This window comes from Levilactobacillus acidifarinae DSM 19394 = JCM 15949, assembly GCF_001434835.1.
Lineage (GTDB): Bacteria > Bacillota > Bacilli > Lactobacillales > Lactobacillaceae > Levilactobacillus > Levilactobacillus acidifarinae.
This window is the reverse complement of sequence record NZ_AZDV01000026.1, coordinates 437,450-455,636: the sequence shown is the minus strand read 5'-3', so window position 1 is coordinate 455,636 and position 18,187 is coordinate 437,450. Positions and strand designations below refer to the sequence as shown.

The window sequence follows — 18,187 nt, the reverse complement described above, 5'->3', positions numbered from 1 at the left end:
ATTTTTATGATGAAAACGGCAATTTTTGGGCACCGGGGTTACCCGGCACAGTTTCCCGAAAATAGTTTAGCGGGGTTTAGCTACGCGCTAGACCATCACGTCGACGGGCTGGAATTTGACGTGCAGCTCACCAAGGATCAGATTCCCGTGATCATGCACGATGAGACGTTGGATCGAACCAGTACCGGCACGGGATTATTAAAAAACTACACGTTGGCGGAACTTCGACAGTTTCACCTCGACCGGGGGGAAGTCATTCCGACCTTAACGGAATTTCTGACACTGGTGGGGCAATGCGACGTTCAGTTAAACCTCGAATTCAAAACCAACAAGGTTCGGTACCCGGGGATTGAGCGAATTGTCTTGGCGACGTTACGGAACTTTTCGCTGGCCCGACCCGTGATCTTTTCGTCGTTTCGGTTGGCCTCGTTACGGGCGTGCCAGTTACTGGCCCCCGACGCGTCTTACTGCTGGCTGACGGACCATCCGGTGGTCAACGCGGCGGCCTTCGTGGCTAACGAGCATTTAAGCGGCCTGCACCTGAGTCATTACCAACACGCCCCCGTGACGGAGCGCATCTGGACGGTCGATGATCCGCAGGTGGCTTGCGACCTATTCGAGCGACCCGTGGCGGGAATCTTTACCGATGACTTTATGAACATGATGCGGTTACGGGACCGCTTGTTATTGGTCAAGTAGCGGTGGAGTTGATTAAAGTTGCTCCCAAGATGGTTAGGTGGCGGAGAATTAATGGTTAATCGGCAAGGATTCCTCAGCTGGGAATTCTTGCCGATTTTTGGTCCAACGACCTTAGAACCAACGCTAAACGACTGAAGCCAAGCCAAAAGCGAGTCAAAATGGGCTTAGGCCCAGGTCATTAGTTCACCTTTTGGGCACAGCTCGAAAGGTGAGCTAACCCTAACTTTTAGCGTGAGGGTTGGAACGTGCGTTCGTCAATCCGGAACTCCCGGTATTTTCTGGTATAATGGGGAGCAGCAAGAAAGGGGGAGAACCGACGTGTTTGTGCCATTACAAGTCTTTAGCACCTACAGTCTCTTACAAAGTACGAATCGACTCACCGAACTGGTGCAGACGGCCAAACAACGGGGGTACACGGCCCTGGCCCTGACCGACCAAAACGTGATGTACGGCACGGTGGCCTTCTATAACGCCTGTCAACAGGCGGGGATTAAACCGTTACTCGGCCTGACCCTCAGTACTCAGGGCGTGGTCGTAACGGGGGAGACCGCCAAAGATTGGGTGTTAATTGCCCGTGATTTTACGGGTTACCAACATTTGATGCAACTCAGTACGGCCTACCAGGTGGCCGGCGCCCCGGTCGATTTGACCCAAAAACCGGAATTACTTAGCCATCTCGCCGTGATTGCCCCGTTGCAAAGCGAGGTTCACCAGCTCTTAGCGGCGGGGGATGCGGCCGCCGCCACGCGGGTGATGACCCAACTGCAGCAGTGGGTGCCCACCGATTGTTTGTATTTGGGAGTCGCCCCGGATACGCCCGCAGCCGTGCAAACCGGGTTAAAGACCATTGCGCAGCAGACGGGGGTCACGGTGGTGGCGCTCAGTCCGGTGCGGTATCTCAACCGCGAGGACCAGTTTGCGGTCAACGTGTTACGCGCCATTGCGGCCGGGGAGACCATCGACGATCCCGTCACGTCACAGCGGCAACTGGGCCAGCATTGGTTGGTGCCGGCCGCCGATCAGGTCAACCGTTACCGGAAGTTGCCGGATGTGGCGGCGGCGACCGAACGACTGGCCGCGACGACTGACGTGACGTTACGGTTCCAACAGCCCCAATTACCGCAGTTTCCAACGCCGCAGGGAAGTTCGTCACAGGCCTATCTGCGCCAACTGTGCGAACGGGGCCTGACCGCGCGACTGCAGGCTCAGCCGCAAGTCGACGCTCAGGCCTACCATGATCGGTTAGACCGGGAGTTAGGCGTTATTCACCGGATGGGGTTTGACGACTACTTTTTAATTGTCTGGGACGTGATGAATTTCGCGCACCGGGCCCATATCCAGACGGGACCGGGCCGGGGGTCGGCCGCCGGATCGCTGGTGGCCTACGTCTTGGCCATCACCGAGGTCGATCCGCTGAGTTATCATCTATTGTTTGAACGTTTTTTAAACGAAGAACGGGCGCAAATGCCCGATATTGACTTGGACATTCCCGACGATCGCCGCCAGGAAGTCCTGCAGTACGTTCACGATAAGTACGGCCACCTGCGCGTCGCTCAGATTATTACCTTCGGGACCCTAGCGGCTAAGGCGGCGCTCAGAGACGTTGGACGGGTTTTAGGCGTCAGTCCTTACGAGATGAGCGACTGGAGTGCGGCGATCCCCAACCAACTGCACATTACCCTCAAGGCGGCCTACCAGCAGTCTCAACGGTTACGCAACCTAGTCGCCGATAGTGACCGCAACCAATTACTGTTTGCGACCGCCCAGCGGCTGGAGGGGTTACCCCGAAATTACTCGACCCACGCGGCCGGAATCGTATTGAGTCAGGGACAGTTGACCGACTTAGTGCCGTTGCAACCCGGTAGTGAGGGGTTACTGATGACCCAGTACCCCAAGGATACCGTGGAAGCCGTCGGGCTATTAAAGATGGACTTCTTGGGGTTGCGGAACCTGAGTATCCTGGCCAACGCCTTACGATTGGTCCAGAAACAGACCGGTCAAAAATTAGACCTCAATCAGATTGATCTCAACGACCCGGCGACCCTGAAGCTTTTTGCTCAGGGGGAAACCAACGGGGTCTTTCAGTTTGAATCCGCGGGGATCAAACGGGTCTTGCGTCAGCTGCAGCCGGATAGTTTCGAACTGGTTGCGGCGGTCAACGCACTGTACCGGCCTGGGCCGATGGAAAATATCGATACCTTTATTCGCCGCAAACGCGGGCAGGAACCCGTGACCTATGCGGCCGATGCCTTACAACCCATCTTGGGACCGACCTACGGCGTGTTAGTTTACCAGGAGCAGGTCATGCAGGTCGCCTCGACCATGGGGGGCTTTACCCTGGGACAAGCCGACTTATTGCGCCGAGCGATGAGCAAGAAGAAAAAGCAGACCATGGACGCGATGCAAAAGCAATTCGTTCAGGGGGCCGTCAAGTTAGGGTACGCACCGGACGTGGCCCAGCGGGTTTTCGCTTACATGGATCAGTTTGCCAACTACGGGTTTAACCGGTCTCACGCGGTGGCCTACAGCAAGCTGGCCTTTCAGCTGGCCTACCTGAAGGCCCACTATCCGGGACCGTTTTACGCGGCGCTGTTAAATTCGGTGATCAACGTGCCAGCCAAGACTAAGTTGTACTTAACCGAGGCTAAGCGGCACGGGGTCACCATCCTACCGCCCGACATCAACCAGTCGACGGCTTACTTTAACCTCCAAGACCACGCGATTATTTTTGGGCTGAGTTCGATTAAGGGGGTCCGGCGTGACTTCTTGCGAGCCATCCTGGCCGAACGACACGAACACGGCCGGTTCAAGACCCTCCACGATTTTTTGGAACGCACCGAGGCTAAGTACCGCAAGGAAGACTTGTTGGATGCCATGGTCTATGCGGGGGCCTTCGATCATTTTGGGTACAACCGTGCTGAGCTGATTGCGGCCATTCCCGAGTTCTTGAGTACCGTGGAATTATCCGGCAACAACGTGGAACTCTTTACGGCGTTGGCACCAAAGGTTAAGCCGCAACCGGACTTTGACCTGATGACCAAGTTGACCAAGGAAGAGGCCGTTTTGGGCGCTTACCTTTCCGGCCACCCGGTCGAACAATACCGTGAGTTACGGCAACAACGGCACGCTCAACCCATTAGCGACCTAGGGAGCCTGACCCAGGTAACGGTGGTGGTTTACGTGACCGGGATCCGGAAGATTCGGACCAAACGCGGGGAACCCATGGCGTTTTTAACGGTCAGCGATGAGACCGCCGATTTGAGCGTCACCGTTTTTCCCAACCAATATCGCCGGGCCGCGGAGTGGTTACAGACCGGCCAGGTGATCGTGGTTCAGGGTAAAGTGGAACGTGACCGGGGGCTGCAAGTGGTGGCGAATCACTTACAATTGGCGCCTAGTCCGACCGCCCCAGTCGCGTTACCGGCGGGCCCCCGGTGGTTTATTCGCGTGGATGCACAACACGACGACCGTCAAATCGCCAGTCAATTAGCGCATTTGCTAACGCAAAATACGGGGACCGTTCCGGTAATCGTGTACCAACCCCAGACCGATCAAAAACGGGTGTTGCCGCAACAACAATGGTTACGCGCGGATGCCGACTTAAAGGGGCCGTTAGAGGACCTCATGGGGCCGGGCAACGTCGTTTTGCATAATGGGTAGACCAATTTAATTAAAAATACCTCTAGACTATTTATAAAGGCTTTGGTACGATTGTACCAATGATTAATTATTAAAAATAGTTCTGGAGGTTTTTTCATGCAACTAAACGTTAAGGTTTACTCAGATGGTGCCGAATTATCTGCCATGAAACAAGTGGCCGCTCAGGGAGTCGTGGAAGGTTTTACGACCAATCCCAGCTTGATGAAGGCGGCGGGGATTACGGATTACCTGGCCTTTGCCAAGGAAGCCGTGGCCACGTTCCCGGACCAATCCATCAGTTTTGAGGTCTTTTCCAACCAACCGGATCAGATGTTAAAGGAAGCCCAGGTCTTGGCTAAGCTCGGCCAACACGTGGCGGTGAAGGTCCCCATCATTCGGGCGACCGGTGACGACAACACGGCGGTGATCACCAAGTTATCCCAAGCGGGCGTTCAGGTAAACGTCACGGCGATCACCACGCTGGACCAAGTTAAACAAGCCGTAGCGGCCCTAGATGAAAAGACCGGGAGCATCGTGTCCGTCTTTGCCGGCCGGGTCGCCGATACCGGGGTCGATCCGTTGCCACTGATGCGAGCGGCCGCTAAGGTCTGCCACACCAAGGCGGGTGTCGAACTCCTCTGGGCTAGTACCCGTGAAGTCTTTAACATTGTCCAAGCCGACCAGACTGGCTGTGACATTATCACGGTGCCGCCCAAGATCTTAGGCAAGTTGCCCAAGTTCGGCAAGGATGCCTTCCAGGTTTCCGTGGATACGGTGAAGACCTTCGATGCCGATATTGCGGAATTGGGCTTTACCATTCCGACGACGGACTAGGCTTAGTTCGTTAATGATTAGGTTATCTAATCATAATTAATGGCTAATCTTAATCATCAATCTATCATTTAAGCGTCAACCGAAAACGCTTACTTTGAGAATTTGGCTACAAAGTCACCGAAATTCAGGGAACATAGCAGACATAAATTTTTAAAAGTGCTAAAATACTTTTGGAATCAAATTTGTGCCGAAGTTTTTGGTCTGCCGAATTTTCTGTTCGGGAAACTAGATTCGTGCCAATTCTAAAGGAGAGATTTTTCTAATGAAGAAAACCAAGATCGTAAGTACCCTTGGTCCTGCAAGTACTGACGTGGATACCATTGTTAAGTTGATTGAATCCGGAGCGAACATTTTCCGGTTTAACTTCTCCCATGGTGATCACGAAGAACACCTTGGCCGGTTGGAAAACGTCCACAAGGCTGAAAAGATTACTGGTAAGACTGTCGGCATCATGCTGGACACGAAGGGTGCTGAAATCCGGACGACCGTTGAAAAGGGCGGGAAGCTTGATTTCCACACTGACGACGAATTCCGTATCTCGATGGATGCTTCCCTCGAAGGGACGAAGGAAAAGATTGCGGTTACTTACCCAGGTCTGTTCGATGACGTCCACGAAGGCGGCCACGTACTGTTCGATGACGGTCTGTTAGACACGGTCGTTGAAAAGAAGGACGACGCAACTAAGGAATTAGTTGTGAAGGTTCAAAACGATGGTGTCTTGGGTTCCCGGAAGGGTGTTAACGCCCCTGGTGTTTCCATCAACTTACCTGGGATCACTGAAAAGGACTCCGACGACATTCGGTTTGGTTTGGACCACGAAATCAACTTCATCGCGGCTTCCTTCGTTCGTAAGCCACAAGATGTCATGGACATCCGTGAATTACTTGAAGAAAAGCACATGGAACACGTTCAAATCTTCCCTAAGATCGAATCCCAAGAAGGGATCAACAACTTTGATGACATCATCAAGGTTTCCGATGGGTTAATGGTTGCTCGTGGGGACATGGGGGTTGAAATCCCAACGGAAAACGTACCGTTGGTTCAAAAAGCCCTGATCAAGAAGTGCAACATCTTAGGTAAGCCAGTTATCACGGCGACCCAAATGTTGGACTCCATGCAAGAAAACCCACGTCCTACGCGTGCCGAAGCTTCTGACGTGGCTAACGCCGTCTTTGATGGGACCGACGCTACCATGCTTTCTGGTGAAAGTGCTAACGGTGAATACCCTGTAGAATCCGTTGCTACCATGAACCGGATCGACATCAAGGCTGAAAACGCCTTACCAGAATTTGGTCGCGACAACTTGGACTTCGACAACGGTGACGTGACCGAATCAATCGGTGCTTCCGTTGCCCGGGTTGCTAACGAATTGGGTGTTAAGACCATCGTGGCAGCGACTGAAAGTGGCTACACCGCTAAGATGATCTCCAAGTACCGGCCTAACGCTGATATCTTGGCCGTTACCTTTGATGACCGGACTCGTCGGGGCTTGATGGTTAACTGGGGTGTTTACCCAATCGTGACCGAAAAGCCAGCTAACACCGATGAAATGTTCGACCTGGCTGCTGCCAAGGCCGTTGAAACCGGCTTAGCTAAGGAAGGCGACTTGATTCTGATCACCGCTGGGGTTCCAGTTGGCGAACGCGGAACTACGAACTTGATGAAGATCCAATTAATTGGTTCGAAGTTAGTTCAAGGCCAAGGCGTCGGTGACGACACGGTGATTGGCAAGGCCATCATCGCTAACTCCGCTGCCGAAGCTAACGCCAAGGTGGTTGAAGGCGGGATCTTAATCGCTAAGAACACCGACAAGGACTACTTGCCAGCTATCGAAAAGTCCAGTGCCGTTATCGTTGAAAACGGTGGTTTGACTTCTCACGCAGCGGTTGTAGGAATTTCTATGGGAATTCCAGTGATCGTTGGTGCTACGGGTGCCAGTGACAAGATCTCTGATGGCGAATTAATTACCGTTGATTCCCGTCGGGGCATTGTTTACCACGGTGCTTCCAACGCCCTTTAAGCGTAAACTTTAAATTTATCGAAACGGACTCGCCACTTGGTGAGTCCGTTTTTTGGTGGCCTCGCCAAATTCTCAGCAAAAATTCGGCCAGGTCTCTCGCTAGTTGACCGGTTTCCGTGTAAAATACAGGTTAGTGACTTTAAGAACGGACCCCCGGTCATGGTCGGGGAGAAATGAGGAAATTATGGATAAATTATTAGGACGGGTGATCACGGGAAGCGTGACCGATGAAAACGAAACGGACTACTTCGTGCAGGCCAACGGGACCACGTTTCGGTTAGCTAAGAGTGAGATCAAGAAACCGCTGAAGGCCGGGGCCACGTTTAAGGGCTTTGCCTACGAAAATGAAGACCATCACCTAACCATCACGAGAAACGCGCCCCAGGTGCAAGTCGACCATTACGGTTGGGGCACGGTGGTGCGTAGTCAACGGACGTTGGGTGTGTTCGTCAACATCGGGCTGCCCGATAAGGACATGGTGGTGTCATTAGACGACCTGCCAAGCATGATGGAACTCTGGCCCCAACAGGGGGATCGCTTGTTGATCGCGTTACGGGAAGACAACAAGCAACGCCTCTGGGGTGTGTTGGCCGATACCGATATCTTCCAGGCGATTGCCCAAGCGGCCAAGAAGCGCATGGAAAACGCCAACGTCACGGCTACGGTGTACCAGGACAAACTCGTCGGTACCCGGGTCATGACCGAAAACTACGAATTAGGGTTCATTCACCCGAGCGAACGAGAAGTTGAACCGCGCTTGGGGGCTCAGGTCCAGGCCCGCGTCATCGGGGTGCACGACGACGGAACGTTGAATCTGTCCTTAAAGCCGCGGGCCTACGAAGCCATCGACGACGATGCCGCCATGTTGCTCGCCGCTTTGGAACACAGCGAAGCGGGGCACTTGGAATTTAGCGATAAGAGTTCACCGGCAGCCATTAAGGCCTATTTCGGGGTCAGCAAGGGGCAGTTCAAACGGGCCATCGGTCACCTACTTAAGGCCGACAAGATCACGCAACACGACGGCCAACTCTGGCTGAAGGCAACGTCGACCGACGACCAAACTACGGACTAAAGCTTTAGGAGGTGGGTGCATGCCAGCTTTTAACGACGCAATTGCGGACTTTACCCATTATTTAACGGTCGAACAGGGCCTAGCGATAAATTCTGTGACCAGCTACGCACAGGAACTGCGCGAACTAGCCGCGTACCTGCAGACCCAACGGGTGACGAGCTTTTTAACGGTTGAACGTCCCCAATTGATGGCCTACCTCGCGGCGTTGACCCAGCAGGGGAAGTCGCGAAACTCCGTGATTCACGCGGTGTCGGCGTTGCGTAAGTTTTACCGCTATCTGGTCCAGACCCACCAACTGGCCGTTAACCCGATGGCCAACGTGGCGGCTCCCAAACGGGCCGAGCATCTGCCCGCCGTTTTGACGGTTGCGGAGGTCGACCGGCTTTTAGCCGCGCCGGATACCACGACCAAGTATGGGTTACGGGATCGTGCGATGTTTGAGGTCCTGTACGCCACCGGTCTGCGGGTCAGCGAGTTGGTCCATTTGAAACTGGTCGACCTGCACCTGGAGATGGGGCTGATTCAGACCCTGGGGAAGGGTGATAAGGAACGCATCGTGCCGATCGGGGACGTGGCTAGTGATTGGGTCCAGCAGTACTTAAAGACCAGTCGCCCAGTCTTATTAAAGCAACGGACCAGTCCGTACCTGTTCTTAAACGCTCACGGCGGCGGGTTGACCCGCCAAGCCATTTGGCAAAAGATTAAGCATTACGTCGCCTTGGCCGATATTCACAAGGATGTCACGCCCCACACCCTGCGGCATTCGTTTGCCACGCACATCCTAGAAAACGGGGCGGATTTACGGGTGGTCCAGGAACTACTGGGCCACGCCGACATTACCACCACCCAGATTTACACCCACATTTCGAAAAAACGCTTGGCGGCGGTTTACGATCAGTACCACCCGCGAGCGTAGTTTGTGGTTCGTTTCGAAGTGTGGTAAGGTGGGTGGACGTGAAAACGGAGGGAAAGCATGTTACTCAAGTATCGCAGCGATTATCAAAAGATTGCGATGGGGCTAATGAGCCTGCTCCCCAGTTTTAAGGACTGGGATCGTTTGCAACGCGAATTAGCTTGGTATCAGGGTGGCGATGACCGAACCCTGTTTTTATGGAAGGACCAGTACGACGATTTCGCCGGGGTCTTGGGAACCGAGCGCCAAAGTAATTACGTGGTTGTACGACTGGTGGGCTTGATGCCCGATAAACAGTCCACGGCAAACGTGTGGCAAATGCTCGATCAACTCGCGACGATGGTACCCCAACAACGCATTATGGGGACCCTCGCCACATCACAGATTATTGCAAAGTGGGAATTTCACCATGGACAAAACCACCTCGACCGGCCAACCACTGATTCAGGTCAGTGACTTTGAGGGCCCGTTAGACCTGTTATTACATTTAATTAAAACTAACGAAATGGATATTTACGATATCCGCATTACGACCATTACCAGTCAGTATCTGACCTACTTACACCAGATGCAGACGCTTCAACTCGACGTTGCTGGGGAATACTTCGTAATGGCGGCCAACTTGATGGCCATCAAGGCGAAGCTACTCTTGCCCAAACCGCAGACCGTTGAGCTCACAGATGACGACGAGCCGGACGATCCCCGGACCGACTTGGTGACCCAACTGGTTGAATACCAGCGTTACCAACGGGCGGCCGCCGAGTTAAAGGACCGCGCTTTGTTGCGGCAGCAGCATTTCACCCGGCCGGCCATGCCGGTCCCGGCCGAGACGCCGTTGACCGTGGCGCCGGGCGTGACCGTCTTGGATCTCCAGGCCACCCTAGTGCGCTTGGCACACAGAGCGACCGTGGCCCAACCGGTCACCCAACACGTGGCGACGGAACATTTCACCATCAAGGATCAAATGCGAACGGTGTTACGACGCTTAGACCGGTTACGCCACCCCATCGCCTTTGACCGGTTGTTCGGCCGCACACCGGTGTTAGACGAGGTGGTTACGACCTTTCTGGCGGTGCTGGAACTCGCGCGGCAACGCCGAATTGCTTTGCATCAGCCCAGTCGACTCTTGCCCTTAGAAATCAATGCGGTTAAAGGAGGTCACGACCATGACGCCATTAGCGCAGATTGAAAGTCTCCTGTTCGTGAGCGGTGACGAAGGGATGACCGTTGCGGACCTGGCGACCGTGACCGGCCTGCTACGGCCAGCCATTCTAGCAACGTTAGAACGACTGGCCGAAAAATACGCCGCCGATGAGGAATCGGCTCTAGAATTAATGGTCAACGATACGACTTATCGGCTGGTGACCAAAGCGGCGGCCAGCGACGTGATTCAACGCTACTTTGAAAGCCCGTTGAGTACCACGTTGTCGCCGGCTTCACTAGAAGTGCTGGCCATTATCGCGTACCGGCAACCCATTACTCGTATCGAGGTTGATGAGATTCGCGGAGTGCAAAGTGCCTCGACGGTGCAAAAATTAGTGTTACGCCGCCTGATTGAACCGGCTGGTCGGTTAGACGAACCGGGACGGCCCAAGATTTATCGCACCAGCGACTACTTCTTAGACTACTTTGGTCTTAAGCAGTTGAGTGACCTGCCACCGTTACCGGAGGCGGCCACCCCTAACGAGACGAATGACGATGGCGACCTGTTTTTGCAGGCCTTTAACCAACAATTGAATTCAGGAGATGAAACGACATGGAACGACTCCAAAAAGTCTTAGCACACGCCGGGGTAGCCTCGCGGCGTCAAGCCGAAAAATTGATTACCAGTGGGCACGTGCGGGTCAATCAGACCGTTGTGACCGAATTAGGCACCAAGGTAGGGGTGCGTGACGCAATTACGGTCGATAACGTCCCGATTACCGCCGAAGCCCCCGTCTACATGTTACTGTACAAGCCACGCGGGGTGGTGTCGACGGCCAACGATGATAAAAAACGCAAGACCGTCGTGGATTTGATCGACAACGTGCCCCAACGAATCTATCCGGTGGGCCGGTTGGATTACGACACGTCCGGACTTCTATTACTGACGAACGACGGGGAGCTGGCTAACCGGCTGACCCACCCGCGCTACGAGGTGGAAAAGACCTACGTGGCCCGGGTTACGGGAGTGCCAACGAACGATGCGTTGCGACAACTACGCCAAGGCGTGACCGTTGACGGTGAACCGTACGCGCCGGCGAAGACCAAGATGCTCAGCTATGATCAGAAGAAAAAAACGGCCATCGTGCAGTTAACGATTCACGAAGGTCGTAACCACCAGGTCAAGAAGATGTTGGCGGCGGTGGGCTTCCCAGTCGAGAAGCTAAAGCGGGAACAATACGGGTTCCTAACGCTTAAGGGGTTGCAGTCCGGCGACTCCCGGCACCTTAAACCCGAGGAATTAAAGGAACTAAAACGGCTTACGGGTTTAGCCGAATAATGTTGACTAAGTGAAAAGCTTGACAAACTCGGTAAGGGTTTGTATATTAAATGTGTAATAAAATTATGGTTCATCTTCAAGGCAGGGTGGAATTCCCGACCGGCGGTAACAGTCCGCGACCCACGCTCCCGTGGTTGATTCGGTGTAACTCCGAGACCGACAGTACAGTCTGGTATGCAGAAGATGAGACGTTTCTCTTTACGCATCCTGACGTAATCAACAAGGTCTTGCCCTTCTGCGGCGAGGCCTTTTTTCGTGGCCGCGTCGTTTGAGATGACCGCAAGGAGGAACAGGATTATGGAAAATCGTCAACAGGGACTGGGTGTTCGGGCCATGGTGGAAATGGCGCTCTTCGCCGGCGTGGCTTACGTATTAATGTTTATCTCCATTCCCATCATCCCTATTGTGCCGTACATGAAACTAGATCTTAGTGATCTGGTGGTCTTGTTAGGCATGAGTATCTTTGGTGCGGGCGGTGCCATTTTGATTGCCGCCGTCAAGGAGTTGTTATACTTTGTGTCTACGGGATTAGACATCGTCAATTTTATTGGGGTGTTGACCGCGTTTGTCGCCGATTTAGCCTTTATTTTACCAATTAGTGCGGTCCTGAAAGATCGGCCCCGGACACTGTCACGTCAAGTGGTTGCCGTGATCGTGGGAACCATCAGCTTGACCTTAGTCTTATCGTTAGCAAATTGGTGGGTCATCACGCCGCTGTACCTGAAGGTTTGGGGGATGTCGTTAGGGTTGCCCGTCAATAAGTTGATCTTATTGGGCGTTATTCCGTTTAACCTGATCAAGGGGATCGTTTTAGGGATCCTGTTCATCCTGCTGAATCGCCGTCTCGGTGGTTGGCTGGCGCGCCATCAAAATTAACCGATTAATGACCAATTGTTTCTGCGGGGGACCACCGACTGGGGGTCCCCTTTTGAGTATGGTAAACTAGAACGGATAATCTTCAAAGGAGGCGTAGTGGGTGGATCCTCAAGACTTATTAGACCTGTTAGACGACCAGCAAGCGCGGCGACTGCGGGTGATCGAAAACTTATTGCGGGGACGTAAAACGGTCTCAACCTTGTATTGGGGTCAGCGCTACGACCTGTTGTACCTGTTGAGCCTAGATAAGCACCTGGCCAGAGGGGGCCTCGATACCGTGGCGCAGACCCTAGTGAGCCAAAAAATGGCGACGTGGCTGCCGGCCGAACAGCCGCAATTGCGACTGACGGCTTTGGGGCGAAAGCAACGGGATCAAGCGGTGACTTTCCGGCCTAAAACCCAAGCGCTTTGGCCGCAGATTACGTTAGGGTTAGCCCGGCAACGCCTATTGCTGAGCGTTCAAGTGGTTTCTCAGTACGCCCATCAAACGGCGCGCTATTATCCGCTGACGACGGACCTAGCGACCCGGCAGGCCGTGCGACAATGGTTTCATCAGGTTAAGTCCCCGGAATTAGCCACGCAGGTGTTCACGGCCTTAACCGCGAGTCTCACCCGGTTACCCCCCATGACGGCGCAGGTGGTGACGGCGGGCTTTAGCGGGTACCAGCAACCGGGACTGACCGTCCAGCAACTGGCCCAGGATCTACAGCGGACCCCCTGGGAGGTCTATTTACGCCACGTCGATGGGGTGGTCCAGATTGCCCAGGACGCCCGGCAAACCGATCACCCCTTACACGCGTTGTTGGCGCCGGCGTGGCAAACGGCCGTTACGCGCAGCGCCCAGGCCACGTTGCGCGCGGTGGCCACCACGGATCTGACCCTTGATCAGGTGGCGGTTCAGCGGCACATTAAACCCAGTACCGTGCGGGAACACCTCCTGGAGGCGGCCATCATGTTACCTGTCACGGCCGTGCCTTACGACCGACTCTTGCCCCCGGCCACCCGGCAGGCACTCTTAGCAGTGCTGCCGGCGCAACTCGACGACTGGGAGTATACCGCGTTACCGGTGGCGCTACAGCAGCGCTTTGACTTTTTCACGTTTCGATTGTTAGCCATATTATGCGATAAGGAAGGTGACCACCATGCCGGAACCCCTGACGACTAGTCTACAAGCGGTATTTGGGTATTCGCAGTTTCGCGCCGGGCAAGAGGCGGCGCTGACCGCCCTAGAAGCCGGCCAGGATACCCTAGCGGTGTTACCGACCGGGGCGGGGAAAACCCTGATCTATCAACTTTACGGTTATCGCCACGCCGGCTGTGTGCTGATCGTGTCGCCGCTGTTGGCGTTGATGACGGATCAGGTCAACCGGATGCACTTGGCCGGTTTTCGGCGGGTCGCGGCGATTACGTCGCTGACCAGTTTTGGGGAACGGCAAATGATCTTGGCGCATCTGGCGCAGTACCAATTTTTGTTTTTATCTCCGGAGATGTTGGCCCAACCGGCCATGCTCGCTCGCTTGCGGCAATTGCCGCTGAGCCTACTGGTGATCGATGAGGCCCACTGCATCGTGCAGTGGGGGCCGGATTTTCGGCCCGAATACCTGCTCTTAGGGGCGATTCGGGAACGACTGGGGTCGCCGTTGACGTTGATGTTAACGGCGACGGCCGATCAGGCCACCAAGGGAGAAATCGCCAAGCAGTTGCGCACGACCCCCACGGAGGTGACAGCGTCGCTCGACCGGCCCAACATCTTCTTGGACGTGGAACCCGTGGCTAACGATGCAGCCAAACGGGAGCGGCTATTAACGCTGGTGACGCAATTGGTCTTTCCGGGCGTGATCTACTTTTCTAGTAAACAATTGGCGACCGATACGGCCCAGTGGCTGCGGGATCAGACCGGGTTACCCGTGGCGGCCTACCATGCGGGACTCTCCAGCGAAGATCGCTTTAAGATTCAACAGCAGTTCATGCAGGGGGACTTGGCGATTATCTGTGCGACGAGTGCCTTTGGGATGGGGATCGATAAAAACGATGTACGTTACGTGATTCACTACCATTTACCGGCCGACCTGGGAAGCTACGCCCAGGAGATGGGACGCGCGGGCCGGGACGGGCAGCCTAGTCTGGCCGTTTTGCTCTATGCGCCGGGGGACGAACGGCTGCCGCTGACCTTGAATCAGGCCAACCGACCGGATGACGCCACCATTCAGCGCTTTTATGCGCACCCCCAGGCCTTCAGCGTTGACGATCCAGGAATTGCCCTGCTGACCTTCTATCAACAGCACGGGATTTCGGCGACGGCCGTTCAAGCGTTATTCGAACGGCGTGAGCGCGAACGGGGGCGAGCACTGGCACAGATGTTGGCCTACGTGCGTGAACCGCAATGTTTGCGCGCCCGGTGGTTGACGACGTTTGACGAGGTTGCCCCGGCCCATACCGCGACGTGTTGTGCTCCGGGCAAGGTGGCGTTAGACTTGGATGCTCTCGGGCTAAAACGCCAGCCGGTCAGCGCACCGACTCCCGTGGCGCCGAGTTGGCAGGCCCAACTACGCCGGTTATTAATTGCCGATGCGCCGCGTTAACCCCGTGATCGGAAGGCCCCCACTTAATTTTTGCGTTTTAGCGTTGGCCGGGAGACCAGACTGATAAGCTAAGGGGGCTTCTTTAAACTTGAGAAGCGAATCTTTTCATTGTTTGGCGGGAGGCCCGCCAAGCGATTCCTCTTGGCCGTCACGTCTAGTCAGCGTGGCGGCCTTTGACGTTGCCCAAGGAGTGGTTGTGCGGATTTGTTAAGATTGCCGTAATCTCGGCTGCGTCGGCAATTATAGGTTCCTAATTTCACCCGGGAATGTTACAATTACCGGTGAAAGTTTTTCAGGGAGGTTAGATGATGAGTCAAAAACGTGACGAGCAAACGCCCAAGGAACAAACGTCGCGGCCATGGGAGCAATCGTTTGCCGATGATCGGGACGATCAGGGAAACCTATCACGAACGAAGATGCGGCGACAAAATCATAGCAATACCATGGTCACCATTATTCTGGTTGCCATTATCATTGTGATTGCGGCGGCCTCGCTGGTGTACGGTTTAGCTCGGCAAAGTTCGGTTAACCGGCCCCAAAATACGGAAAAGGTGGCCGCTGGGAGCTCGAGTTCTTCGTCTAAGAAGGCCGCTAGTTCCAGTAGCCACCATAAAAAGGCGGCCACCAAGGCTTCTCAGAGCCGCGCCAAAACAGAATCGACGACTGCTAGTTCGACGGAAACCGCGACTAGCAGTTCTTCGGTTACCTCTGCATCGGCTGAGACCAGTGCCACGTCGTCTAGTACGAGCACGACCAGTAGTAGCTCGTCAACCAGCGCTGCGGGGAAAAAGTACACCACGGTCGAATCCGGCCAAGGGGTTTACCGGGTGGCCACGAATGCGGGCATCTCGGAACAAAAATTATTAGAATTAAATGGTCTGTCATCCGGCGCAACGGTGCATCCTGGCCAACGCTTACGGGTACGGTAAGACCCAATTAAATAAATACTTAGATTAGGAGTTAATGTCGTTATGGCTAAGCAAGGTTTACAAGTGGCAATCGACGGACCAGCCTCCGCCGGGAAGAGTACGGTCGCCAAGATCGTCGCGCAACGGTTTCATTACATCTATTGTGATACCGGGGCAATGTACCGGGCAATTACGTGGAAGGCGTTGCAGGCCGGGGCAGATTTAGACGACGAGGCCACAATCAAACAGCTACTCGATCAGATCACGATTCGGTTCGAACCCGGCACCCCAACGCAAAAGGTCTTTGTGGATGAGACGGAGGTCACCTTAGCGATTCGTCAACCGGACGTGACCAATTCGGTCTCCCAGGTTTCCGCGCTACCCGCGATTCGAGCGGAATTGACGGCTCGGCAGCGGCAGATTGCGGACGCTGGGGGCATTGTCATGGACGGCCGGGACATTGGGTCGACCGTCTTACCCCACGCAGAAGTCAAGATTTTCATGGTGGCCAGCGTGGAAGAACGGGCCCAACGACGGTTAAAAGACAATGCAGCCAAGGGCATTACCACGCCACTGGCCACCTTGAAACACGAAATCGAGGAACGGGATCGCAAAGACTCCACCCGGAAGGTCTCCCCACTGACCCAAGCGGCGGATGCCGTGCGACTCGATACCACCTCGTTATCAATTGAACAAGTGGCGGATCGAATCGCCGAAATTATTAAAGAAAAAGAAATGCAACAGAAATAGGCATTTTACTAGCTTTTATCACTATAATCAGATAAAATGGTGTTTAGAGTTGTCGCAAGGAGGAAATATTCGCATGAGTGAAAATGGCACGAGTCAAAACAATGATAACAACGATTTGCTAAACGCGTTGAACAACGTGGATAACGTCAAGATTGGTGATGTCGTTAAGGGTGAAATCTTAGCGATTGACGATGACCAACAAGCAATCGTTGGGATCGGTGAAACTGGTATTGAAGGGGTAGTTCCCAAGAAGGAACTGACCGCCAAGCCAGCTGAAGATATTAATTCAGAAATTAAAGTCGGGGACGTTTTAGACCTCGTCGTAATCTCACGTATCGGTAACGATAAAGAAGGCGGGAGCTACCTACTCTCGCAACGTCGTTTGGAAGCCCGTAAGGTTTGGGACGACATTCAAAAGGAATTCGAAGCTGGTCACACGTTGACGGCCCCAGTTACCCAAGTGGTTAAGGGTGGTTTAGTAGTTGACGCCGGTGTGCGGGGCTTCGTTCCAGCATCGATGGTTTCGGATCACTTCGTTGAAGACCTGTCACAATTTAAGGGTCAAACCCTTGAATTTAAGATCGTGGAAATCGAACCTAGCGAAAACCGCTTGATCTTATCCCACCGGGCCATTGTTGAAAAGCAACGGGCCGCTCAACGGGAAGAAATCATGGCGAAGTTACAAGCTGGCGACACGGTCGAAGGCAAGGTTGCTCGTTTGACGAACTTTGGGGCCTTTGTTGACCTTGGCGGCGTGGACGGTTTAGTTCACGTTTCTGAAATTGCTTACGAACGGGTTGAAAAGCCTAGCGATGTCTTAAAGGTCGGCCAAGACGTTAAGGTGAAGGTCTTATCCGTTGATCCAGAACGTGACCGGATTTCCTTGTCCATCAAGCAAACCTTACCAGAACCTTGGGACGGGATTGAAGACAAGGCACCACAAGGTAGTGTCTTAGACGGTACTGTTAAGCGTTTGACGAGCTTTGGGGCCTTCGTTGAAGTGTTCCCAGGTGTTGAAGGCTTGGTTCACATTTCCCAAATTTCTCACCAACACATTGCGACGCCAGCTGACGTCTTAAAGGTTGGTCAAGAAATCAAGGTTAAGGTCTTAGATGTACGGCCAGACGATCACCGTTTGGCATTGTCCATCAAGGCTTTGGAAGAAAAGCCACAATCCGGTGACGAAGGTCACGACAACGGCGGTAACGCTAGTCGTCCACGGAACAACAACCGGAACAACGGTGGTTCTCGTCCACGGCGGAACAACCGGAACTCTGCTGAAACTTCTACGGCTAACGCCCCAGAAGAAAGCACCGGCTTCTCTTTAGGTGACCTGATTGGGGACAGCCTGAAAAAGGATATCGAAAACCAGGAAAACGACAAGGACTAATTTAGATTAGCTCGTCGTTAAA

16 protein-coding genes and 1 riboswitch are annotated in these 18,187 nt (G+C 54.0%); all 16 genes read left to right on the top strand.

Annotation, left to right across the window (positions count from 1 at the left end; genetic code table 11):
* Positions 1 to 9 precede the first annotated feature (9 nt).
* The 16 genes from FD25_RS09895 to rpsA all read left to right on the top strand — a co-directional run bounded on the left by FD25_RS09895 (position 10) and on the right by rpsA (position 18,165).
* The gene (locus FD25_RS09895; RefSeq protein ID WP_057804325.1) at positions 10 to 699 is read left to right on the top strand and encodes a glycerophosphodiester phosphodiesterase; all 690 of its coding nucleotides are present in this window, start codon (positions 10 to 12) and stop codon (positions 697 to 699) included.
* A 318-nt stretch (positions 700 to 1,017) separates the two neighbouring features.
* Positions 1,018 to 4,359 carry a DNA polymerase III subunit alpha gene (gene dnaE, locus FD25_RS09890; protein ID WP_057803772.1) on the top strand — a complete coding sequence of 1,114 codons (3,342 nt, stop codon included), beginning with the start codon at positions 1,018 to 1,020 and terminating at the stop codon, positions 4,357 to 4,359.
* 96 nt (positions 4,360 to 4,455) lie between these two features.
* Positions 4,456 to 5,172, top strand: coding sequence for a transaldolase (locus FD25_RS09885; protein WP_057803770.1), 717 nt, complete (start codon positions 4,456 to 4,458; stop codon positions 5,170 to 5,172).
* A 262-nt stretch (positions 5,173 to 5,434) separates the two neighbouring features.
* On the top strand, positions 5,435 to 7,192 hold the full coding sequence (gene pyk / locus FD25_RS09880; protein WP_057803769.1) for a pyruvate kinase: 1,758 nt from the start codon (positions 5,435 to 5,437) through the stop codon (positions 7,190 to 7,192).
* Positions 7,193 to 7,376: 184 nt separating this feature from the next.
* Positions 7,377 to 8,264, top strand: a complete 888-nt coding sequence (locus FD25_RS09875) for a CvfB family protein (protein ID WP_083484140.1) — start codon at positions 7,377 to 7,379, stop codon at positions 8,262 to 8,264.
* 19 nt (positions 8,265 to 8,283) lie between these two features.
* A complete protein-coding gene (gene xerD, locus FD25_RS09870) occupies positions 8,284 to 9,180 on the top strand; it encodes a site-specific tyrosine recombinase XerD (protein ID WP_057803767.1) in 897 nt (298 codons plus the stop codon).
* Positions 9,181 to 9,237: 57 nt separating this feature from the next.
* The gene (locus tag FD25_RS09865) at positions 9,238 to 9,633 is read left to right on the top strand and encodes a hypothetical protein (RefSeq protein WP_057803765.1); all 396 of its coding nucleotides are present in this window, start codon (positions 9,238 to 9,240) and stop codon (positions 9,631 to 9,633) included.
* Complete coding sequence (locus FD25_RS09860) at positions 9,587 to 10,366, top strand: segregation and condensation protein A (RefSeq protein WP_057803763.1); 780 nt, start codon at positions 9,587 to 9,589, stop codon at positions 10,364 to 10,366. The genes FD25_RS09865 and FD25_RS09860 overlap by 47 nt, the downstream gene beginning before the upstream one ends.
* Positions 10,344 to 10,958, top strand: coding sequence for an SMC-Scp complex subunit ScpB (scpB, locus tag FD25_RS09855; protein ID WP_057803761.1), 615 nt, complete (start codon positions 10,344 to 10,346; stop codon positions 10,956 to 10,958). Before FD25_RS09860 ends, scpB begins: the two co-directional genes overlap by 23 nt.
* On the top strand, positions 10,934 to 11,659 hold the full coding sequence (locus FD25_RS09850) for a pseudouridine synthase (protein ID WP_057803759.1): 726 nt from the start codon (positions 10,934 to 10,936) through the stop codon (positions 11,657 to 11,659). Before scpB ends, FD25_RS09850 begins: the two co-directional genes overlap by 25 nt.
* Before the next feature lie 68 nt (positions 11,660 to 11,727).
* Positions 11,728 to 11,848, top strand: a riboswitch (FMN riboswitch).
* 108 nt (positions 11,849 to 11,956) lie between these two features.
* On the top strand, positions 11,957 to 12,535 hold the full coding sequence (locus FD25_RS09845) for an ECF transporter S component (RefSeq protein WP_057803757.1): 579 nt from the start codon (positions 11,957 to 11,959) through the stop codon (positions 12,533 to 12,535).
* 100 nt (positions 12,536 to 12,635) lie between these two features.
* A complete protein-coding gene (locus tag FD25_RS09840; RefSeq protein ID WP_057803755.1) occupies positions 12,636 to 13,700 on the top strand; it encodes a helix-turn-helix domain-containing protein in 1,065 nt (354 codons plus the stop codon).
* Positions 13,678 to 15,117: a RecQ family ATP-dependent DNA helicase gene (locus FD25_RS09835; RefSeq protein ID WP_057803753.1), complete on the top strand. Its 1,440-nt coding sequence runs from the start codon at positions 13,678 to 13,680 to the stop codon at positions 15,115 to 15,117. The genes FD25_RS09840 and FD25_RS09835 overlap by 23 nt, the downstream gene beginning before the upstream one ends.
* Before the next feature lie 308 nt (positions 15,118 to 15,425).
* The gene (locus FD25_RS09830) at positions 15,426 to 16,046 is read left to right on the top strand and encodes a LysM peptidoglycan-binding domain-containing protein (RefSeq protein WP_057803750.1); all 621 of its coding nucleotides are present in this window, start codon (positions 15,426 to 15,428) and stop codon (positions 16,044 to 16,046) included.
* Between the two features lie 42 nt (positions 16,047 to 16,088).
* On the top strand, positions 16,089 to 16,775 hold the full coding sequence (gene cmk, locus FD25_RS09825; RefSeq protein WP_057803747.1) for a (d)CMP kinase: 687 nt from the start codon (positions 16,089 to 16,091) through the stop codon (positions 16,773 to 16,775).
* 73 nt (positions 16,776 to 16,848) lie between these two features.
* Positions 16,849 to 18,165 (top strand): 30S ribosomal protein S1, encoded by a 1,317-nt coding sequence (rpsA, locus tag FD25_RS09820; RefSeq protein WP_057803745.1) that lies wholly within the window; start codon positions 16,849 to 16,851, stop codon positions 18,163 to 18,165.
* Positions 18,166 to 18,187 lie beyond the last annotated feature (22 nt).